This window comes from Cellulosimicrobium sp. AB352 (assembly GCF_049538415.1).
GTDB lineage: Bacteria > Actinomycetota > Actinomycetes > Actinomycetales > Cellulomonadaceae > Cellulosimicrobium > Cellulosimicrobium funkei.
Genome location: NZ_JBMVFX010000003.1, coordinates 186,537 through 205,589, shown reverse-complemented (window position 1 = coordinate 205,589; position 19,053 = coordinate 186,537). Strand labels below are relative to the sequence as shown.

16 protein-coding genes are annotated in these 19,053 nt (G+C 74.5%); 10 read left to right on the top strand and 6 right to left on the bottom strand.

Annotated elements, in window-relative coordinates:
* Positions 1 to 129 precede the first annotated feature (129 nt).
* Positions 130 to 1,023, top strand: coding sequence for a TIGR01777 family oxidoreductase (locus ACPCUX_RS03865; protein WP_043660186.1), 894 nt, complete (start codon positions 130 to 132; stop codon positions 1,021 to 1,023).
* Positions 1,024 to 1,104: 81 nt separating this feature from the next.
* Here the strand turns inward: ACPCUX_RS03865 and ACPCUX_RS03860 are convergent, their stop codons facing one another.
* Both ACPCUX_RS03860 and ACPCUX_RS03855 read right to left on the bottom strand, forming a co-directional pair.
* Positions 1,105 to 2,625 carry a hypothetical protein gene (locus ACPCUX_RS03860; protein WP_396051991.1) on the bottom strand — a complete coding sequence of 507 codons (1,521 nt, stop codon included), beginning with the start codon at positions 2,623 to 2,625 and terminating at the stop codon, positions 1,105 to 1,107.
* A gap of 86 nt (positions 2,626 to 2,711) precedes the next feature.
* The gene (locus tag ACPCUX_RS03855) at positions 2,712 to 3,752 is read right to left on the bottom strand and encodes a Gfo/Idh/MocA family protein (RefSeq protein WP_085387750.1); all 1,041 of its coding nucleotides are present in this window, start codon (positions 3,750 to 3,752) and stop codon (positions 2,712 to 2,714) included.
* A gap of 163 nt (positions 3,753 to 3,915) precedes the next feature.
* Here ACPCUX_RS03855 and ACPCUX_RS03850 point away from each other — a divergent pair, with 163 nt between their 5' ends.
* Entirely contained in the window at positions 3,916 to 4,629 is a 714-nt protein-coding gene (locus ACPCUX_RS03850; RefSeq protein WP_253705625.1) for an HNH endonuclease family protein, read from the top strand.
* Here the strand turns inward: ACPCUX_RS03850 and ACPCUX_RS03845 are convergent.
* The gene (locus ACPCUX_RS03845) at positions 4,542 to 6,836 is read right to left on the bottom strand and encodes an MMPL family transporter (RefSeq protein ID WP_423388194.1); all 2,295 of its coding nucleotides are present in this window, start codon (positions 6,834 to 6,836) and stop codon (positions 4,542 to 4,544) included. The two genes, ACPCUX_RS03850 and ACPCUX_RS03845, sit on opposite strands and share 88 nt — an antisense overlap.
* Before the next feature lie 104 nt (positions 6,837 to 6,940).
* Between ACPCUX_RS03845 and ACPCUX_RS03840 the strand changes: the two genes are divergently transcribed.
* The 5 genes from ACPCUX_RS03840 (at position 6,941) to ACPCUX_RS03820 (ending at position 11,402) form a co-directional block, all read left to right on the top strand.
* On the top strand, positions 6,941 to 7,444 hold the full coding sequence (locus ACPCUX_RS03840; RefSeq protein ID WP_255438072.1) for a MarR family winged helix-turn-helix transcriptional regulator: 504 nt from the start codon (positions 6,941 to 6,943) through the stop codon (positions 7,442 to 7,444).
* 9 nt (positions 7,445 to 7,453) lie between these two features.
* Complete coding sequence (lipB, locus tag ACPCUX_RS03835) at positions 7,454 to 8,125, top strand: lipoyl(octanoyl) transferase LipB (RefSeq protein ID WP_137281109.1); 672 nt, start codon at positions 7,454 to 7,456, stop codon at positions 8,123 to 8,125.
* Between the two features lie 83 nt (positions 8,126 to 8,208).
* Complete coding sequence (locus ACPCUX_RS03830; protein WP_423388193.1) at positions 8,209 to 9,531, top strand: MFS transporter; 1,323 nt, start codon at positions 8,209 to 8,211, stop codon at positions 9,529 to 9,531.
* Between the two features lie 106 nt (positions 9,532 to 9,637).
* On the top strand, positions 9,638 to 10,648 hold the full coding sequence (gene lipA / locus ACPCUX_RS03825; RefSeq protein ID WP_163186892.1) for a lipoyl synthase: 1,011 nt from the start codon (positions 9,638 to 9,640) through the stop codon (positions 10,646 to 10,648).
* 10 nt (positions 10,649 to 10,658) lie between these two features.
* Entirely contained in the window at positions 10,659 to 11,402 is a 744-nt protein-coding gene (locus tag ACPCUX_RS03820; RefSeq protein ID WP_021480396.1) for a DUF4191 domain-containing protein, read from the top strand.
* A gap of 105 nt (positions 11,403 to 11,507) precedes the next feature.
* Here the strand turns inward: ACPCUX_RS03820 and ACPCUX_RS03815 are convergent, their stop codons facing one another.
* Positions 11,508 to 11,984, bottom strand: a complete 477-nt coding sequence (locus tag ACPCUX_RS03815; protein ID WP_043656555.1) for an RDD family protein — start codon at positions 11,982 to 11,984, stop codon at positions 11,508 to 11,510.
* Between the two features lie 262 nt (positions 11,985 to 12,246).
* On the opposite strand from ACPCUX_RS03815, the gene glnA reads away from it, so the two are divergent.
* Together glnA and ACPCUX_RS03805 are read left to right on the top strand one after the other, a co-directional pair.
* A complete protein-coding gene (gene glnA, locus ACPCUX_RS03810) occupies positions 12,247 to 13,671 on the top strand; it encodes a type I glutamate--ammonia ligase (protein ID WP_061269191.1) in 1,425 nt (474 codons plus the stop codon).
* A gap of 179 nt (positions 13,672 to 13,850) precedes the next feature.
* The gene (locus ACPCUX_RS03805) at positions 13,851 to 14,768 is read left to right on the top strand and encodes a glycoside hydrolase family 19 protein (protein WP_415296291.1); all 918 of its coding nucleotides are present in this window, start codon (positions 13,851 to 13,853) and stop codon (positions 14,766 to 14,768) included.
* 99 nt (positions 14,769 to 14,867) lie between these two features.
* Here the strand turns inward: ACPCUX_RS03805 and ACPCUX_RS03800 are convergent, their stop codons facing one another.
* Both ACPCUX_RS03800 and ACPCUX_RS03795 read right to left on the bottom strand, forming a co-directional pair.
* Entirely contained in the window at positions 14,868 to 16,601 is a 1,734-nt protein-coding gene (locus ACPCUX_RS03800; protein ID WP_021482456.1) for a flavin-containing monooxygenase, read from the bottom strand.
* A 119-nt stretch (positions 16,602 to 16,720) separates the two neighbouring features.
* Complete coding sequence (locus tag ACPCUX_RS03795) at positions 16,721 to 18,316, bottom strand: SLC13 family permease (RefSeq protein WP_228485379.1); 1,596 nt, start codon at positions 18,314 to 18,316, stop codon at positions 16,721 to 16,723.
* Between the two features lie 23 nt (positions 18,317 to 18,339).
* Here ACPCUX_RS03795 and ACPCUX_RS03790 point away from each other — a divergent pair, with 23 nt between their 5' ends.
* Positions 18,340 to 19,047: an NADPH-dependent F420 reductase gene (locus tag ACPCUX_RS03790; protein ID WP_423388192.1), complete on the top strand. Its 708-nt coding sequence runs from the start codon at positions 18,340 to 18,342 to the stop codon at positions 19,045 to 19,047.
* The last annotated feature ends 6 nt before the right edge of the window (positions 19,048 to 19,053 follow it).

Below are 19,053 nucleotides of genomic sequence, written 5' to 3'. Positions count from 1 at the left end.
TGCTCCGGCGCGACGCTGACGAGGGCCCCGACCGCACGCCGGTCGGGGCCCTCGCTCGTCCCTCCCTCCCGGCCGCGGATGCGTCCCGCGGACCGTGCCGAGTCCGCCGCAGACCCGTAGCGTGTCCCCATGGACATCGTCGTGGCGGGCTCGCACGGGCTCATCGGCACCGAGCTGCTCGAACGTCTGCGCGCGGACGGTCATCACGTGCGCCGCCTCGTGCGCCGCGCACCGCAGACCTCGGACGAGCACGAGTGGGACCCCGACTCCGGCCGGCTGGACCCGGGCGTGCTCGCGGGGGCGGACGCCGTCGTCAACCTCGCCGGAGCGGGCATCGGCGACCACCGCTGGACGACGGCGTACAAGCGGACGCTCGTCACGTCCCGCACGCGCACCACCGGGCTGCTCGCCCGCACGATCGCCGGCCTCGACGCGCCGCCGCCGGTCTGGCTCCAGGGCTCCGCCATCGGGTACTACGGCGACCGGGGCTCCCAGGTGCTCACGGAGACGTCCGCGTCGGGAGACGGCTTCCTCGCGCGGCTGGTCCGCGAGTGGGAGGCCGCGACCGCTCCCGCCGAGCAGGCAGGGGTCCGCGTCGTGCACGCCCGCACCGGCATCGTCCTCTCCCCCGACGGCGGCGCGCTCGGCCGGCTGCTGCCCCTCCTGCGGCTCGGCGTGGGCGGGCGCCTCGGCCCCGGGACGCAGTACTGGAGCTGGATCACGCTGCGCGACGAGGTCGCCGCGCTGCAGCACCTCCTCACCGCGCCCGTGCACGGCCCCGTCAACCTGTCCGCCCCGCACCCGGCGACCAACGCCGAGATCACCCGGGCGCTCGCGCGGGCGCTGCACCGTCCTGCCGTGCTCGCGGTGCCGTCGTTCGCCCTGCACGTCGCGCTCGGCGAGCTCGCGTCCGACATCCTCGGCTCCCAGCGCGCCCTGCCCACCGTGCTCGAGGCGAGCGGGTTCACGTGGTCCGACCCCGTCCTGGAGGACGCCGCGCGCGAGGTCGTCGAGAGCCGCTGACCGGCGGTCCTCACAGCCGGGCCTCCCCGCGGACGGCACCCGGCGCGCTTGACGACGGCTCGCCCTGCGGCACGGGCGAGGTCATCGCGCCTCGGCGACGCGCCACCCCGCGTCGGTCCACCGCAGCACCAGGACGGCCGTGGTCCGCGGCGTGGCGGGCACCGCCACCTCGCCCGCGGCCGTGCGCTGGTGGTGGGCCGACACCGTGTAGTCCACGGCCACCGTCGCGACCTCGTCCCCGTGCCCCTCGTCGGCATCCGGCCGCCGGGGCTCGACGTGCCGGGCGTCGAAGACCTCGGCCCGTGCCCCGACCACGTCGACGCCGTCGAGCGCGGCGAGCAGCTCGGCGTCGCGGGCCTCCGCGGCCGAATCGGCGACCACCACCGCGGACAGGTCCCCCGCACCGTCCGCGAGCAGCTCCAGCCGCCGCGCCGTGAGGGTGCGCGCCGCACCGAGCGGGTCGGCCCGGTCGAGCGTGGGGTCGGTCGCCGGATCCGCGGCCGACGCCGTGCGGGTGGTCGCGGGACCGTCGTCGCGCACGGGCGAGGACCACGGCGTGCCGACCGCGAGCGCGACGACCACCGCCACGACGAGCACCGCGCCGCCGAGGAGGGCCGTCGTCGTGCGGCCGGACCACGGGAGTCGCCGCCGGTCCGGCCGGCGGGCGTGCGCACCGGCCCTCGCCCCGCGCCCGAGGCCGGACAGCGGCGCCCCGCGCCGCGGGCGCTCCGGGATCGCGCGCACCCCACGACGGCCGGGCGCCGCGGCCACGTCGTCGCGGGCCGCTCGCCGCCCCGGCACCGCCGGGCGGGGAGCTCGCCGACCCGCCAGGGCGCCTGCGACGAGCCGCGCGGGGTCCGGCATGACGATCGGCTGCGGCTCGACCGCGTCGTAGCAGCGCGCGGCGAACGTCCCGACGGCGGGACGGGCGGCCGGGTCGTCGCGGAGCGCGACGGCGAGCTCCGCGTGCAGCGCGGCGAGGGCCCGCGCCTCGTCGGGGTCGGGCGGCGCCGCGTGCGCGGGGTGGCTCGACGCGGGCGGAGGGACGAGACCGAGGACCGTGCGGGCGAGGTCGCGGACGTCGTCGGCGCTCGACGCCGTCGTGGGCGCCAGCGGCGGGCGCAGCACCGTCCGGCCGTCCGGGGCGACGACGACCGACGCGGCGTCCAGGACGCCGTGGCTGCGACCCTCGCGGTGGAGCGCCGTCAGCGCCTGGGCGACCGGGACGAGGACCGTCACCGCCTCCCCCGCGCGGAGCGGCTCGCGCGCGGCGGCGAGCTCGTCGAGGCGCAGCCCGCCGACGTGGTCGACGAGGACGGCGAGCGACGACCCGTCCGCCGCCACGACGCCGCGCACCGCCGCGAGGTGCTCGTGCTCCCCGCCGAGCCCGCGCAGGTGCTCGACGAGCGCGGCCCGCGCCCCCGGGTCCGCGGGCGCCGCGAGCAGCGCGACCTCGCACACCGTCCCGGCGGCGTCGCGGGCGACCACCCCGCCGACCGCGCCCGGCTCCCGCCGCAGCGACCACCCCGCCGCGGCGAGCGCCGGCCCGAGGTCGGCGACGGACGGCCCGGGCGGGCGCGGGCGGCGGGACGACGACGGCATGCCCCCATCCCACCGCACGACACGCCCGCGCGAGCCGTCGTCCACAGGACGAGTCTGCCCCGGGCCAGTTCCGGGGACGCGCGCCGTCACACGTCGAGCAGGCGACCCTCCCGCGCGCTGCGGCGCGCGGCGTCGAGCACCTCGGCCGTGCGGACGGCGTCGCGCGGGTCGACCGGCACGGGGCCGTCGTCGAGCAGCCATGCGGCGACCGCGCGGTAGAAGTCCGCGTGCCCGCCGGGGGCCTGCGGCACGGGCTCGCGCTCGCGACCGCGCGTGACCCAGCCGAGGGTGCCCGCGGGCGCGGCGTCGTCGAACACCTCGAAGGGCGACGCGTCGTTCTCGAACGTCGTGACGACGTACGCCCCGCCCGTGCCGAGCACGCGCGTGCGCGGGCCGGGCGCGCCGACGACGGACCCCGCCCACAGGCGGCTCACGACGGCGTTCCCGTCGGCGTCCGGGGCGTGGTGGAGCACGAGGAACACGTCGTCCTCGGTGGGGGTCGTGTGCGAGCGGAGCTCGGCCCACACCCCGGTGACGGGGCCGAAGAGCTGGGTGGCGGAGTCGACGAGGTGCGGGCCGAGGTCGAGGAGCAGGCCGCCTCCGACGAGGTCGTTCTCCTTCCAGCGCTGCTGCGGCACGGGACGCCAGCGCTCCCAGCGGCGCTCGAACGTGTGGACCCGGCCGAGGTCGCCGCGGCCGAGCACGGACCGCAGCGTCAGCTGCTCCGGGTCCCACCGGCGGTTCTGGAAGACGGTGAGCGGGGTCCCCGCCTCCTCCGCGGCGTCGACGACGGCGCGCGACGCCGTGGCGCCCAGGGCGAGCGGCTTGTCCACCACGACGGGGACGCCCGCGCGCACGAGCGCCGTCGCGTGGTCCGCGTGGAGCGCGGACGGGCTGGCCACGACGACGACGTCGTAGGCCGCGCGGTCGGCGAGGAGGGCCTCGACGTCGTCGTGCAGGTGCACGCCGGGCCAGTCCTCAGTGGCGGCGGCGCGTCGCACCGGCGAGCGCACGACGACGGCCGCGACGGTGTGCCCGGCCTCGCGCACGAGACGTGCGTGGATGCCTCGACCGGCCCCTCCGTACCCGACGATCCCGACCCTGAGCGTGCGTGCGGCGGTGTCCATGCGGACCAATCTAGCCGCGTCGCGGACGGGTGCCCGAGGCGTTCCGGGCGCGGGTCGGAGCACCTCGGGCGACCTGGCAGAATGTGCGCGTTGGTCCGATATGGAGCGCTGCGTACCGTCTCGCGGGGGTCGGGCCGAGATTCGGTTTCGGGAAGGTCGACCCTTGAGCACCACGAGCCGCCAGGTCCCTCGTCGGAGCGTCCTGCGCTACGTCCTCATCGCCCTGGCGATCGCGATCGTCGTCGCGAACGTCATCAACCAGCGGTCCGTCGCGGCGGACACCGACCCGGAGCCGGTCGCCGGGAGCGCGCTCGAGGCCCTCGCCGGCCTCGAGGTCAAGGGCCCCGGTCCGGACACCGGCTACGAGCGCGCGCTGTTCGGCGCGGCGTGGGCCGACGTCGACGGCAACGGGTGCGACACCCGCAACGACATCCTCGCGCGCGACCTCACGGACCTGACCTTCTCGACGCGCGGCGACGTCTGCGAGGTCCGCACCGGGACCTTCGACGACCCGTACACGGGCGAGACGATCGACTTCCGCCGCGGCAACGCGACGAGCGCGGCGGTCCAGATCGACCACGTCGTGCCGCTGCTCGACGCGTGGCGCAAGGGCGCTCGCGCCTGGGACGACGAGACGCGTCGGCAGTTCGCGAACGACCCCCTCAACCTGCTCGCGTCCGACGGCCCGGCGAACCAGTCGAAGGGCGCGCGCGACGCGTCGGCGTGGCTGCCCCCGAACCACGCGTTCCGGTGCCCGTACGTCGCCCGGCAGATCGCCGTGAAGGCGGCCTACGAGCTCTCGGTCACGCCGTCGGAGTCGGAGGCGATGGCGCGCGTGCTGTCGGACTGCCCCGCCGAGCCGCTCCCGGCGGGCTGAGCAGGCTCCCCCGGACCGCGGTCCAGACGCCCGAGGGCGCTCGGCCACCAGGCGCGACGCCCGACGTCGTGCACGAGGGCGGGCACGAGGAGCGACCGCACCACGAGGGTGTCGACGAGGACGCCGAACGCGACGATGAACGCGAGCTGGGCGAGGAAGAGCAGCGGGATGATCCCGAGCGCGGCGAACGTGGCCGCGAGCACCACGCCCGCGGACGTGATGACCGACCCCGTGACCGCGAGCCCGCGCAGCACGCCGCGCCGCGTCCCGACGCGCAGGCTCTCCTCGCGCACCCGCGTCATGAGGAAGATCGAGTAGTCCACGCCCAGCGCGACGAGGAAGCAGAACGCGTAGAGCGGGACGGCCGGGTCCGCGCCGGGGAAGTCGAGCACGTGGTTGAAGACGATCGCGGCGACGCCGAGCGCGGCCCCGAACGACAGCACGTTCGCGAGCATGAGCAGCACGGGCGCGAGCACGGACCGCAGCAGCAGGATGAGGATCAGCAGGATCACGACCAGCACGACGGGCACGATGACCCGCAGGTCGCGCTGCCCCGCGAGCTGGGTGTCCAGGCGCTCGGCCGCGGCACCGCCGACGACGGCCTCGGGCGAGACCTCGTGCACGGCGTCGCGCAGCGCCGAGACCGTCTCCACGGCCTCCTGGCTGTCGGACGGCGCCTCGGTCGTGACGTCGACGCGCACCTGCCCGTCGACGACGAGCGGGTCGCCCTGCGCGGGGGCCCCGGGGGCGACGGCGGGCTGGTCGGTGACGGGGGTCGCCGCGGCGACGCCGTCCGTGCTCTCGGCCGCCGTGACGACGGCGTCGAGGTCCGCCTCGGGGGCGATGACGGTCGCCGGCTGCGCGGACACGCCCTCGAAGTGCGCGGTGAGCGCCTCCTCGCCCGCGACGGAGTCGACGTCCGCCAGGAACACCTCCGAGTCGCCGGTCCCCTCGGCGTCGAGCGTCGGCACGAACGCGGCGCACGCGGCCAGGACGAGCGCCGTGACGATCCACACGCGCCGGTCGTGGCGGCCGACGAAGCTCGCGACGCGCGACCACACGCCGTGCCCCTCGATGCTCACGCTGTTCTCGTTCTCGGGCGACGCCTGGGCGACGGCGGCCTCGTGGGCCGCGTGGTCGGCGTCGTACCGCGGCATGCGCGGCCAGAACAGCGCGCGGGACCGCTGCCCCGCGACGAGCAGGAGCGCCGGCAGGAGCGTGAGCGCGGCGACGAACGCCGCGGCGATGCCGATCGCCGCGACGGGGCCGAGGCTGCGGTTGGACGACAGGTCGGACAGGAGCAGGCAGAGCAGACCCGCGATGACGGTGCCGGCGCTCGCCGCGATCGGCTCGACCGAGGCCCGCACGGCACGGCGCAGCGCCGTCGCCGTCGACCGGACGAGGCGCAGCTCTTCGCGGTAGCGGGCCACCACGAGCAACGAGTAGTCGACCGCGGCCCCGACGACGAGGATCGAGAGGATGCCCTGGGACTGCCCGTTGAGCGTCAGGACGTCCGCCGCCGCGAGCTCGTAGACGACGAGACCGGCGAGCGTCAGGGCGAGCACGGCCGTGAGGATGACGATGAACGGCAGGATCGGCGAGCGGTAGACGACCGCGAGGATGACGAGCACCGCACCGAGCGCGACGAGCAGCAGCACGGTGTCGATCCCGCCGAAGGCCGTAACGAGGTCGGCGACGAACCCGGCGGGGCCGGTGACCCACACGTCGAGCGACGTGCCGGCGAGGCCGCCGTCGGCCGCGTCCGCGGCGGCGAGGTCGCGCAGCGCGCCGACGGCGAGCTCGCTCACGCTGCTCTCGTCCGCCCCCACGCGGTCCGACGCGACGGACGCGTCGAGCGAGACGACGACGAGCGCGGCCTCCCCGTCCTCGGACGGCACGAGGACCGGGTCGGCGATCGAGACGTCGCCCACGGTCGCGGGCTCGTCGCCCGAGGTCCCCTCGAGCGGCGCGGCGGGGACGGCCTGCGCGTAGGCGTCGAGCGCCGCGAGGTCGTCGGGAGTGAGCGCGCTCCCATCGCCGGTCGTCGCGACGACGAGCGCGGGCAGCGTCTCGGAGTCGGTGAACTCCCGCGCGACCTCGGCTGCGCGCGTCGACTCCGCGCTCGCGGGCAGGAACGCCGCGGCGTCGTTGGTCTGCACGCTGCTCAGACGACCCTGCGCCTGACCACCCAGTGCGCCGATGGCCATCCAGAGACCGATGACTGCGACAATGATCAGTCCGCGGAGGAACCCGCCCGTCCGATTGCTCAGCATGCTGAGGAATGGTGCCATGGTGGAGGGAGGAATGCACGTTGGAGCTTGCACCGAGGGACCGCACCGGGCCGCACGTCGACCCGGACGTCGGCGACCCCACCCCCGGCGACCCCCAGGAGTGGGCCACCGGCCGGCTGCTCTTCGCCGTCGCGCGCCGGATCGAACGGGAGTGGAACGCCCACCTCGGGCAGTGGGACCTCAACCACGCCGGCTTCCCCGTGCTCATGCACCTGCTCGCCGGGCCGCGGTCCCAGCGCGTCCTCGCGGACGAGTCGGGCGTCACCGAGCAGACCATGAGCCGGATCGTGGCGCGGCTCGAGCGGGCCGGCTACGTGACGCGCACCGACGACCCGGCCGACCGCCGCCGTCGGGCCGTGGCCATCACCGACGCCGGGCGCGCGGCCGGGCTCGCGGCGGCGCGCCGCCGCCCCGCGGAGGACCTCGCGACCCGCGGCCTCGACGACGAGCAGATCGCCGCCATGCGCGCGGCGCTCCTCACCCTCCTCGAGACCCTCCCCCGCACACCGGGCGACGAGCGTTAGCCTGACCCGATGGACCTGCTCGCGCTGCCGGGGATCACGGACTACCACGAGGCCTGGGACCTCCAGCGCGCGGTGCACGACGACGTCGTCGCGGGCACGCGGCCGGACACCCTGATCCTCGTCGAGCACCCGGACGTCTACACGGCCGGCCGCCGCACGAACCGCTCGGACCGGCCCGACGACGGCACGCCCGTCGTGGACGTCGACCGCGGCGGGAAGATCACCTGGCACGGCCCGGGCCAGCAGGTCGTCTACCCGATCGTCCGGCTCGCCGAGCCCGTGGACGTCGTCGCGTACGTCCGGGCGCTCGAGGAGGCCGTCATGGCGGTCTGCAGCCGCCTCGGGCTCGCGACGATGCGCGTCGAGGGCCGCAGCGGGGTCTGGGTCGCGGCCGACGAGACCCGCCGCGAGCGCAAGGTCTGCGCAATCGGCGTGCGGGTCGCGCGCGGCGTGACGATGCACGGCCTCGCGCTGAACTGCGTGCCCGACCTGTCGAGGTTCGAGCGGATCGTCCCGTGCGGCATCGAGGACGCCGACGTGACGTCGCTCACGGCGGAGCTCGGCCGCGAGGTCACGCTCGCCGAGGTCTCGCCGCTCCTCGTCGACGCGCTCGGGACGGCGCTCGGCCCGCTGCTCGCGGCCGACGCTCCGGACGCCCCGCCGGCCGCGCTCGCGGGATAGGCTGGAGGCTCCAGGGAATCCTCGCGCGCCGGAGTACGGGTGGGTCGGCGCGCGGCTGGACGTACCCCGAGGACCTGGACCGCATGACCACCACCCCCGCGCGCGCGACGTCGCGCCCCCGCACCCCCGCACCTCCCCCGCCCGGCGGCGCTCCCGTCCGCACGGGCTACGCCCGGCTCCCCCAGCTCGCGGGCCGCGCGTTCCTCCCCGTCGCGTTCCTCGCGCGCCTGCCGTTCTCCATGCTGACGATCGGGACACTCTTGCTCGTGTCGTCGACGACGTCGTCGGTCGCGCTCGGCGGCCTCGCCTCCGCGGCGACGGCGCTCGGGACGGCGCTCGGCGGCCCGACCCAGGGCGCGCTCGCCGACCGCGTCGGTCAGCGCCGGGTCCTGCTCGTGTGCGTGCCGGTCGCGACGGTCGCCGTGCTGGCGCTCGTCCTCTCGGCGTCCGCGCCCGGCGCCACGGCCGCGGTGCTGCTCGCCGCGGCGGCGACCGGCGCGAGCGCTCCCCAGGTCGGTCCGCTGGCCCGCGTGCGCTGGCTGCGTCTCGCGCCCGACGAGCCGCGCACCGTCGAGGCCGCGATGAGCTACGAGAGCACGGCCGACGAGGTGAGCTTCGTCCTGGGGCCCGCCCTCGTGGGCGTCCTCGCGTCCGCGGGCTCGCCCCAGGTCGCGGTGCTCGCCGCGGCCGGTGGCATCGCCGTGTTCGGCGCCGCGTTCGCGCTCCACCCCACGGCGCGCGCGACCACGCCGCACGGCCACGGCCCGCACGCCGCGACGGCCGGTGCGGCGGACGGCGGGACGGCCGCGCTCGTGCGTCGCGAGGCGGTCGTCCTCGTCGGGATGCTCGCCATGGGGCTGCTGTTCGGCGGGACCCAGGCCGCGCTCACCGCCCTCACGCGCGACGCGGGCGTGCCCGGCAGCGCGGGGCTCGTGTACGCCGTCATGGGCGTCGGCTCCGCGATCACCGCGCTCTCCGTGGTCGCCCTCCCCCGCCGCTGGGGGCTGCGCAGCCGCTGGATCACGTTCGCGGCCGGGCTCCTGGTCGGCACGGCCGGTCTCGTGCTCGCGGCCGCGGGCGGCTCGCTGACCGCCGTCGTCGTCGCCGTCGCAGCGACCGGCCTGTTCGTCGGGCCCGTCATGGTCACCGTGTTCACCGTCGCGGGCGAGCGCGCGCCGGCCGGGCGGACGGCGTCGGCCATGACGCTCGTGGCCAGCGCGAACGTCGTCGGCGTCGCGATCGGTGCGTCCGGGGGCGGTGCGCTCGCCGACACCGTCTCGACGACGAGCGCGTTCGCGCTGCCGGTCGTCGCGGCGGCCCTGCTCGTCGTGACCGGGGTGTCGCTGACGTCACGTCCACAGGGTGAGCGACGCGCGGGAGACGACGAGCGTGAGCGCGTAGTCTGACCGGAGTCCGGCGCCGTACCAGGGCGCGCACCCGAACGGTGCGCCGCCCGCCCGTTTGCTCGGCGCGACGTCGGCGCTCACTCGCCACGACGACCGGGAGACACCCGTGACGATCGCACCTGAAGGACGGCGCATGCTGCGGGTCGAGGCCCGCAACGCCGCGACGCCGATCGAGAAGAAGCCCGAGTGGATCAAGACCCGCGCGACCATGGGCCCGGAGTACTCCGAGCTCAAGGGGCTCGTGAAGCGCGAGGGTCTGCACACGGTCTGCGAGGAGGCGGGCTGTCCCAACATCTTCGAGTGCTGGGAGGACCGCGAGGCGACGTTCCTCATCGGCGGTGACCAGTGCACGCGCCGGTGCGACTTCTGCCAGATCGACACGGGCAAGCCGGCCGACTTCGACGCGGACGAGCCGCGCCGCGTCGCGGAGTCCGTCCAGGCGATGGGCCTGCGCTACTCGACCATCACGGGCGTCGCGCGCGACGACCTGCCCGACGGCGGTGCCTGGCTCTACGCGGAGACCGTCCGCCAGATCCACGCGCTCAACCCCGGCACGGGCGTCGAGCTGCTCATCCCGGACTTCAACGCGATCCCCGAGCTGCTCGACGAGGTGAACGACTCCCGGCCCGAGGTGCTCGCGCACAACCTCGAGACGGTGCCGCGCATCTTCAAGCAGATCCGTCCCGGCTTCCGGTACGAGCGCTCGCTGTCCGTGCTCACGCGCGCGCGCGAGGCGGGGCTCGTCACCAAGTCGAACATCATCCTCGGCATGGGCGAGACGATCGACGAGGCGAAGGAGGCGCTGCAGGACCTGCACGACGCCGGCTGCGACCTCGTGACGATCACGCAGTACCTGCGCCCGTCGCTGCGGCACCACCCGGTGGACCGCTGGGTCAAGCCCGAGGAGTTCGTCGAGCTGTCGGACGCCGCGGAGGAGATCGGCTTCCTCGGCGTCATGTCCGGCCCGCTCGTGCGGTCGTCGTACCGCGCCGGGCGGCTCTGGGGCCAGGCCATGACGCGCCGCGGCATGGAGATCCCCGCCGCGCTCGCGCACCTCGCCGAGCCGACGACGTCCCGCCAGGAGGCCGCGAGCCTGCTGGCCCGCTCGCCCCACTAGACTGACCGGCATGGCCCGCAAGAACTCGGACAGCACCGGCGCGCCCGCCGCCGGCGAGCAGGTCGCGAAGCAGAAGAAGCCCAAGAAGCAGCGCTGGTACCACCAGGTGTGGGCCGCCTACCAGATGACCCGCAAGCAGGACCCGGCGGTCACGTGGGTCATGCTCGGCGTGTTCGTCGGTATCCTCGCCGTCGCGCTGGGCATCGGCCTGTGGTGGGGCCAGTGGGTCTACACGCTCATCGTCGGCATCCCGTTCGCGGCGCTGGGCGCGATGTTCGTCCTCACGCGCCGCGCCGAGCGCGCCGCCTACCAGCAGATCGAGGGTCAGCCCGGCGCCGCGCGCGCCGCGCTCGGCACGATCCGCCGCGGGTGGACGTTCGACGAGGAGCCCGTCGCGATCGACCCCCGCACGCAGGACCTCGTGTTCCGCGGCGTCGGGCGCGCGGGCGTCGTGCTCGTGAGCGAGGGCCCGCCCCACCGCGCCAAGCGGCTGCTCGACGCCGAGCGCAAGCGCGTCGCGCGCGTGCTGCCGAACGTGCCGGTCACCACGATCCAGGTCGGTGACGGCGAGGACCAGGTGGCGCTGCCCAAGCTCCCCCGCGCGGTCCAGAAGCTCAAGCCGACCCTCACGAAGCCCGAGACGGCGGAGGTCTCCAAGCGCCTGCGCGCGCTCGGCGTCTCTCGCCTGCCGATCCCGAAGGGGATCGACCCGACCCGGGCCCGCCCCGACCGCAAGGGCCTCAAGGGGCGCTGACACACCCTGCACCACGACCGACGCCCGGTCGGCGAGGATCTTCCCTCTGCCGGCCGGGCGTCGTCGTGCGAAGGGGTGGGGATCCGGCCGCCCCGGCCGCCGGGGTCAGGAGCGGACGAGCACGGTGCCCGCGGCGCGGTCGTGCAGGCCGCGACCGTCGGCGTCCCACACGACCGCCGGGATGACGAGGCACAGCAGGACCGTGCGCAGCACGCCGCGACCGAGACCCACCATGCGGGCCGGCTCGGCGAGTCGCCGGACCCGGATCCCCATGACGCGGTGACCGACGGTGAACCCGAGCGTGCTCACGAGCAGCACGTTCTCGATCGCGAAGACCAGCGGCTGCGACCAGACGGGCAGCGCCGAGATGCCCTCGAAGAACCCCGGCGCGGCGGGCCGGAAGAAGAGGAACGCGACCAGGGTCGCGAGGACCCAGTCGATGACCAGCGCGACGACGCGCCGACCGAGCGTCGCGAGGGAGCCGGGGCCGTCCGGCGGGAGTCCGAGCCGCGCACCGCGACCGCTGTTCTGGCCGCCCGGGGCGCCCTCGAGCCACGAACCCATGTCCTCGCGTGAAACCACGGGACCAGCGTACGTGCCACGCGGTGGACGGGACCGCCCGCCGGCGGCCGGACGGCGGTATCGTGCCGAACGGCACACCGACCCCACGTCGGCTGCCGCGCGCCCTCGTGTCGCACGATCGTCACACGGGGACGCGGGACGTAACACGACCGAAACAAGGGGTACACCGCAGGGAAACCGCCCCGGCCTAGGTTCGTGGGCGCCACGTCAGCGGCTCGTCCGCCGCGCAGCCCGACGGCACCACCCGATCAAGGAGCAACGGATGTTCAACAACGCGGAGGAGGCAATCGCCTTCACGCGGAACGAAGGCGTCGAGTTCGTCGACGTCCGGTTCTGCGACCTGCCCGGCATCATGCAGCACTTCAACATCCCCGTCTCGCAGTTCGACGAGTCGGCGTTCGAGGACGGCCTGATGTTCGACGGGTCGTCGATCCGCGGCTTCCAGGCGATCCACGAGTCGGACATGAAGCTCGTGCCGGACGTCAAGACCGCGTTCGTGGACCCGTACCGCAAGCGCAAGACGCTCGTCGTGAACTTCTCCATCGTCGACCCGTTCACGGGCGAGCCGTACTCGCGCGACCCCCGCAACATCGCGGCCAAGGCCGAGGCGTACCTGCGCTCCACCGGCATCGCCGACACGGCGTTCTTCGCGCCCGAGGCCGAGTTCTACCTCTTCGACGAGGCACGCTTCGCGACGAACCAGCACTCGAGCTTCTACTACCTCGACTCCGTCGAGGCGGCGTGGAACACGGGCCGCGAGGAGGAGGGCGGCAACCTCGCGTACAAGACGCGCTACAAGGGCGGCTACTTCCCCGTCTCCCCGTCCGACCGCTTCGCGGACCTGCGCGACGAGATGTGCGCGACGCTGGAGAAGGTCGGCCTCGAGGTCGAGCGCGCGCACCACGAGGTGGGCACCGCCGGCCAGCAGGAGATCAACTACCGCTTCAACACGTTGCTGCACGCGGCCGACGACCTGATGAAGTTCAAGTACGTCATCCGCAACGAGGCGTTCGAGGCCGGCAAGTCGGTCACGTTCATGCCGAAGCCGATCTTCGGCGACAACGGCTCGGGCATGCACTCGCACCAGTCCCTGTGGAAGGACGGCAAGCCGCTGTTCTTCGACGAGAAGGGCTACGGCGGTCTCTCCGACCTCGCGCGCTGGTACATCGGCGGCCTGCTCAAGCACGCGCCGTCGCTGCTCGCGTTCACCAACCCGTCGGTGAACTCCTACCACCGCCTGGTCCCCGGCTACGAGGCCCCGGTCAACCTGGTCTACTCGGCCCGCAACCGCTCCGCGTGCATCCGCATCCCGGTGACCGGCTCGTCCGCCGCCGCGAAGCGCGTCGAGTTCCGCGTGCCGGACCCGTCGGCCAACCCGTACCTCGCGTTCGCCGCGCAGCTCCTCGCCGGCATCGACGGCATCAAGAACCGCATCGAGCCGCCGGAGCCGATCGACAAGGACCTGTACGAGCTGCCGCCCGAGGAGCACGCGCAGATCCAGCAGGTCCCCGGCTCGCTCTCCGAGGCGCTGGACAACCTCGAGGCCGACCACGAGTTCCTCACGCAGGGCGACGTGTTCACGCCGGACCTCATCCAGACGTGGATCGACTACAAGCGTGCCAACGAGATCGACCCGATCCGCCTGCGCCCGCACCCGCACGAGTTCGAGCTCTACTACGACATCTGATCGGAGGGCCTCGCGGCCCTGCCCAGGATGACAGCGAACGGCGCCCGACCCGCACCTCTTCGGTGCCGGCCGGGCGCCGTTCCGCGTGGTGCGACGAGCATGCCCTTGTCGTCGTCGCATGCCTCGCGCTAGGTTTGCGAGCGGCGGTAACGAGGCCGCCCGCAACAGCAGGGGGATTCATGAGCACTCGCTTCCGGCGCGCCCTCACCACCGTCGTCTCCGTCCTCACCTCGGCGGTCCTCGCCGTGTCCGTCACCGCCCCGGCGGGCGCGGGAACGGGCCTCTCCCCCGCGAGCGCCGACCAGCCCGCGAGCGCCGCCGCGTGCGCCGCGACGTGGTCTCCGACGACCGCGTACTCGGGTGGGGAGACGGCGTCGCACCACGGGCGGAACTGGACGGCGCGGTGGTGGACCCAGCGGGAGACGCCCGGGTCGACGAGCGTGTGGGTGGACGCGGGCCGGTGCACGGGCGGCGGGGACGACTTCGTGGTGAGCCGCACGGAGTTCGACGCGATCTTCCCGAAGCGGCACCCGTTCTACACGTACGACGGGTTCGTCGACGCGCTCGGTGCGTACCCGGCGTTCGCCAGCACGGGGACGCCGGAGACCCGGACGCGCGAGGCCGCGGCGTTCCTCACGCACGCGGACTTCGAGTCGGTCGGGCTCCGGTACGTGAAGGAGATCAACGAGGCGAACTACTGGATCAAGTGCGACGACGAGCAGCCGTTCGGCTGCCCGGCGGGCCAGACGGCCTACTACGGGCGCGGGCCGATCATGTTCAGCTGGAACTTCAACTACAAGGCCGCCGGCGACGCCCTGGGCATCGACCTCCTCAACGACCCGTGGCTCGTCGAGGAGGACCCGTCCGTCGCGTGGCAGACCGCGCTCTGGTACTGGAACACCCAGAACGGGCCCGGAGTGATGACGTCGCACCAGGCGATGGTGTCCGGCGCCGGCTTCGGCCAGACGATCAACTCGCTCAACGGGGCGCTCGAGTGCGACGGGGGCAACCCGGCGTCGGTGCAGTCGCGCGTGGACCGCTACGTGCGGATCACCGAGGTGCTGGGCGTCGCCCCGGGCTCGGGACTGACCTGCTGAGCTGTCCGGACCGCGGCGTGGGCGGCCGGTCGGCCGCAGCACGTCCGGCGGCGTGAGCGGCGGGTGCGGTGCACGCAGGGGGCGCACCGCACCCGCCGGTCAGCCGCCGACCCCGGCGGCCAGCGGCGTGTCCTCGGCCCCGGACGCCGAACCGACGTCGGGCACAGGCTCCGGGTCAGGCACGGACCGCACGACGTGGGACGACGGCAGCCCCGCACCAGGGCGGAACCCGGCGTAGTGCTCGGCCGCGGCGCGGGCGCACTCGTCCTGGTAGACGTGCCCGCCACCGAGGTACACGGCGATCTCCTCGCGCTTGCCGGGCACGTTCCCGCCCACGAACCAGGCGCCCGCCTTCTTGCCCTCCTCGTACATGACGGTCGCGCGGGCCGCGCGCTCCGTCTCGGCGCGCCACCACTCCTCCGCCTCGGGCGTGGCCTCGAGCCGGTCGACGCCGTGCTCGCGCGCGTACGCGAGCGCGCGCTGGAGCCACTGCGCGCCGCGCTGGACCGGCACCGTGAGGTTGGACAGCGGCGTCTGCGGACCGAGGGACATGAAGAAGTTCGGGAAGCCGTGCACGGAGATGCCGAGGTAGGTGCGCAGGCCGTCGCGCTCCCAGCGCTCGCGCAGGGTGACGCCGTCCCGCCCGACGACGTCGAACGCCGTGAGCGCCCCGGTCATGGCGTCGAAGCCCGTGGCGAGCACGAGCACGTCGAGCTCGTGCTCGACCTCCCCCACGACGATCCCGCGCGGCGTCACGCGCGTGACCGGCGTGGTCAGCACGTCGACGAGCTCGACGTTCTCGCGGTTGTACGCCGCGTAGTAGCCGTGGCCCGTCGGGGGCCGCTTGCCCATGAAGCGGTACGTCGTCGGGGTGAGCAGGCGGGCCGTCTGCGGGTCCTCGACGACCTCGCGGATCTTGCCGCGCAGGAACTCGGACGCGAGCTCGCTCGCCTCGGGGCTGGACACGAGGTCCGTGAAGCACTCGTTGGCGAACCGGAAGCCGCCCGCCTCCCAGCGGGACTCGAAGACGCGGCGGCGCTCCTCGGCGTCGACCTCGAGCGCGGACCGCGTGGGGATCTCCATGGGGACACCGAAGGGGTGGCGCGCGGCGCGCTCGAAGACCTCGTCGTAGCGGGCGCGCAGGGCGGCGAGCTCGTCGGCCCTCACGGCGGGGCTCGTCGTCTCCAGCACATAGTTGGGGGTGCGCTGGAAGACGGTGACGTGCTCCGCCACCGCCGCGAGCTCGGGCAGCATCTGGATCCCCGAGGCACCGACCCCGAGCAGGCCCACGCGCTTGCCCGCCAGGTCGACGCCGTCGTGCGGCCAGCGGGCCGAGTGGTGGACCGGCCCTGCGAACGTGTCGAGCCCGGGCAGGTCCGGGTACAGGGGCCGGGAGAGCAGGCCGGTCGCGGAGACGACGTACGTCGCGTGCAGCCGGGAGCCGTCCGCGAGGGTGAGGGTCCACAGGTTCGTCGCGTCGGAGTGCTCGGCCCGCTCGACGGCGGCGCCAAGCCGGATGTCGCGGCGCAGGTCGAGCCGGTCGGCGACGAACTCGAGGTAGGCGCGGATCTCCTCGCCGCGCGGGTAGCGCTCGGACCAGTCCCACTCGTCGCGCACCTCGCGCGAGAACGAGTACGCGTACGCGAGGTACTCGGAGTCGGTCCGCACGCCCGGGTAGCGGTTGGCCCACCAGGTACCGCCGATCCCGTCCGCGGCGTCGACGACGAGCACGGACAGACCGATCTCGCGCAGGTGGTGCAGCATCGCCAGGCCCGAGTAGCCCGCCCCGATGACGACCGCGTCGTAGAGCGTGCCGTTCGTGGTCTCCGCCATGGACGACTCCCCCGTGTCAGGTACGTCGGCGCGGGCCCGGTGCCCGCGCGACGCGGTATACCGTGCCACGACCTGCGACGTCGTGCCACGGCGACCGCAGGACGGTCAGGGGCCGCGGCTCAGAACGGCCAGACGAGCGGCACGTAGAGGACCGCGGCCGCGAGGAAGACCAGGGCGAGCGGCAGGCCGAGGCGCCAGTAGTCGCCGAACCGGTACCCGCCGGGCTGCAGCACCATGAGGTTGACGGGGGTCGCGATCGGGGTGAGGAACGCGGCCGCGCCCACGACCGTGAGCGCCATCATGAACGGCAGCACGCTCACGTCGAGCGTCTGCGCGAACGACACCGCGACGGGAGCCATGACGAGCACCGTCGCGACGTTCGAGATGAACTGCCCGAGCACGAGCGTGAGCACGCACACCACGAGCAGCGCGAGGCGCGGCGACCCGTCGCCCGTGAGCCGGAGCACGAGCCCGGCGATCGCCTCCGCCGCCCCGGACGAGACGAACGCCGCGGACAGCGGGATGAGCGCCGCGATGAGCACGACGGTGTCCCACGAGATCGCACGGAACGCCTGCGGCACGGTGACCACCCCGCCGACCACCAGGGCACCCGCGGCGAGCAGACCGGCGATGACGGGCGGCACGACGCCGGTCGCGAGCAGCACGATGGTCACGACGAGCACGGCGAGGCAGCGACGCCAGCCGCGGCTCAGCGGGACGCCGCGCTGCAGGCTGCGCGCCGAGTCGACCGCGAGCACGTCGGGCGACTGCGTGTACCGGTGGAGCGCGTCCCACGGGCCGCGCACGAGCACGGCGTCGCCCGGCTGGAGGGTCAGCGTCCCGGAGGCCCGCTCGGCGTCGGACGCCGACGCGTGCGCCTCGCCCCGCCGGAGGGCGACCACGACGAGCCCTTCGTCGCGCGTCGTCATGCCCGGGCTGACGGTGCGCCCGACGAGGGTCGATCGGGGTGCGATGACCACCTCCACGACCCCGGTGCCGCCGGTGAACAGGCGGCCCGTGTCGAGGTCGGGCGTGTAGCTCTCGCGCCACGAGCGCACGCGCTCGCGCGGGTCGGTCGCGGTGTCGGCGAGGTGCTCGGGGACGCGCTCGGGCAGCAGCCGGTCACCGAGGGTCACGACGAGCACCGCGGTGGCGAGGACGAGCGGGACGCCGACGAGCGCGAACTCGAAGTAGCCGAACTCGCGGCCGCCGGCCTCGGCCGCCGCCTCGGAGACGATGATGTTCACGGGCGTGCCCGTGAGGGTGAGCAGCGACCCCGCGCCGGCGGCGAACGCGAGCGGGACGAGCATGCGCGACGGCACGATCCCGGCGCGCGCCGCCGCGACCACCGCGACGGGGAGCAGCGCCGCGACGGCGCCGTTGATGCTGATGACCGCCGCGAGCAGCGCCGCGACGCCCACCATGAGCGTGAGCAGGCCCGCGCGCCCGAGCGACGCGCGCCGCTCGAGCCACTGCCCGATCCACGCCGTGACGCCGGTGGAGTCCAGCGCGTCGCTGAGCACGAAGAGCGACGCGATGAAGAGGACGATCGGGTCGCTGAAGCCTCCCAGCGCCTCGTCGAGCGGGAGCACGCCCGTCGCCCACAGCGCGACGGGCACGAAGAGCGCGACGACGACGAGCGGCAGGCGGTTCGTCATGAAGCCCACGACGGCGAGGGCCAGGATCGCGAACGTGGCGACCAGCGGATCGATCATGGGGCCCCCTCTCGGACGTCAGGATGCCACAGCGGCCCGGACGGCGAGCCGTGCGGAATAGTGACGCCGCAGGTGCGTTGTCGATGACCATGACGACTCTCGGCATCATCGGCGCAGGCAACATCGGTTCCCAGGTGGCGCGGGCCGCCGTCGGGCAGGGGTACGACGTGGTCATCGCGAACTCGCGCGACCCCCGCACGCTCGACGACCTCGTCGCCGAGCTCGGTCCGCGGGCGCGCGCGGCGACCGCGGAGGAGGCGGCGCGGGCCGCTGACGTGGCCGTCGTGGCGGTGCCGTTCCACGCGTACCGCGACGTCCCGGTCGAGCCGCTCGCGGGGAAGATCGTGCTCGACACGAACAACTACTACTGGGAGCGCGACGGCCACGTCGACGCGCTCGACCGCGGCGAGGCGACGTCGTCGGGCCTGCTCCAGGAGCACCTGCCGTCGTCCAAGGTCGCGAAGGCGTTCAACCACATCCAGTCGGCGCACATCACGACCGACGGCACGCCCGCGGGGACGCCGGGGCGCCGCGCGCTGGCGACGTCGAGCGACTTCCCCGAGGCCGCCGCGTGGGTCGAGCGGTTCTACGACGAGCTCGGGTTCGACACCGTCGACACGAGCCCGCTCGCGGAGTCGTGGCGCGTCGAGCGCGACCGCCCGGCGTACGTGGCGCGCCAGGACGCCGACGAGCTGCGGGCCAACCTCGCGCGCGCCCCGCGCACGATCTGACCGCCC